The organism is Halorubrum sp. CBA1125 (assembly GCF_009742825.1).
Lineage (GTDB): Archaea > Halobacteriota > Halobacteria > Halobacteriales > Haloferacaceae > Halorubrum.
In genome coordinates this window covers 1-1,522 of sequence record NZ_WPCE01000345.1, presented here as the reverse complement: position 1 = coordinate 1,522, position 1,522 = coordinate 1, and the positions used below count along the sequence as shown (strand labels likewise).

3 protein-coding genes are annotated in these 1,522 nt (G+C 69.0%); 2 read left to right on the top strand and 1 reads right to left on the bottom strand.

Annotated features, from left to right (window positions below; all coding sequences use genetic code 11):
• Positions 1-202 (bottom strand): alpha/beta fold hydrolase (locus GJ633_RS16545; protein WP_197431387.1); only part of this gene is annotated, 202 nt, incomplete at its 3' end.
• 152 nt (positions 203-354) lie between these two features.
• Here GJ633_RS16545 and GJ633_RS16540 point away from each other — a divergent pair.
• Both GJ633_RS16540 and GJ633_RS16535 read left to right on the top strand, forming a co-directional pair.
• Positions 355-606, top strand: a complete 252-nt coding sequence (locus GJ633_RS16540; RefSeq protein ID WP_156589636.1) for an Hsp20/alpha crystallin family protein — start codon at positions 355-357, stop codon at positions 604-606.
• Positions 603-1,522 (top strand): AAA family ATPase (locus GJ633_RS16535; protein WP_156589635.1); only part of this gene is annotated, 920 nt, incomplete at its 3' end. The genes GJ633_RS16540 and GJ633_RS16535, both read left to right, overlap by 4 nt.

Genomic DNA, 1,522 nt, shown 5'->3' with positions numbered 1-1,522 from the left:
CCGGCGTCCCGACGTCGTCGCTGTCCCCGTGTCCGGACAGGTCGAGCGCGACGACCGGATACCGGTCGCTCACGCGCGCCTGCGCCGTCCAGACGTCTTTGCTCCCGCCGCTGCCGTGGACGAAACAGACGGTCGGCCCGTCTCCGCTCCGGTCGGTGACCCGGTAGGCCGTCTCGCGGCCGTCGTGTGCGACGCGCTCCATGTTCGCCCGTCCCGTGCGATCCGTGATAAATGGGCCGTCGGACCCGCCTCCGATCCGTCGAACCGCAACACTACCGGTCCCGGGAGCATATCTCACGTCCTGCGGTTTTAAACGACAAGTTTATATATTAACGCGACTAACTCGTCGTTAGGATGACTCTCAGACAGACCCAATCGGCCGGCGACGACGCGATGGTTCGCCGGTACGAGTACGACGACTCCTGGATCGTCGCCGCCGACCTCGGCGTCGACCGGGAGGACGTGAGCGTCGACACGGTCGGCGAGACCGCGATCGTCGTGATCGAGGGGGCCGACGAGCCGGTCGAATCGGAGTTCGACCTGCCCGGCCCGGCCGACGCCGCCTCGGTCACGAACGGCGTGGTGACGGTGGTGGGGAGCCGATGAAGCTCACCGTCAAGCCGCTGAAACAGAAGGACGCCGGGCGCCGTCTCGCGGCGATCGACCGCGTCGCGGCCGACGAGCTCGGATTCTCCGGCGGGGACATCGTCCGCGTCGAGGGCGCCGACGGCGCCGCGATCGCCCGCGTCTGGCCCGGCTACCCCGAGGACGACGAGACGGGCGTGATCCGCATCGACGGGCGGCTCCGTCAGGAGGCGAACGTCGGGATCGACGACCGCGTGACCGTCGAGGACGTCGACGTCTCGCGGGCGGAGGCGGTCACGATCGCCTTCCCGAGCCAGCTCCGGGTGCGCGGACAGATCGCCCCGTTCATCCGCGACAAGCTCTCCGGCCAGCCCGTCACCGAGGGACAGACGATCCGCACCTCGCTCGGCTTCGGCCTGATGGGCGGGCAGTCGCAGGCGGTGCCGATGAAGATCGCCTCGACGAGCCCCTCCGGGACCGTCGTCATCACCGACGACACCGAGATATCGATCTCGGAGGCCCCCGCAGAGGAACTCGCCGAGCGCGGCGGCGACGCCGACGGGACCGGCGAGGGCCCCGACGTCACCTACGAGGACATCGGCGGGCTCGACGACGAGCTCGAGCAGGTCCGCGAGATGATCGAGCTGCCGATGCGCCACCCCGAGTTGTTCAAGCGGCTCGGCATCGATCCGCCGAAGGGCGTCCTCCTGCACGGCCCGCCGGGAACCGGGAAGACGCTGATCGCCAAGGCCGTCGCCAACGAGATCGACGCGAACTTCCACACGATCTCCGGGCCGGAGATCATGTCGAAGTACTACGGCGAGTCCGAAGAGCAGCTCCGCGACGTGTTCGAGGAGGCCGCCGAGGAGTCGCCCGCGATCATCTTCATGGACGAGCTCGACTCCATCGCGCCCAAGCGCGAGGAGGCCGGCGGCGA

Coding starts and splice junctions, on each gene's coding strand:
- GJ633_RS16540 (WP_156589636.1), top strand. CDS start 355: ATGACTCTCAGACAGACCCAATCGGCCGGCGACGACGCGATGGTTCGC.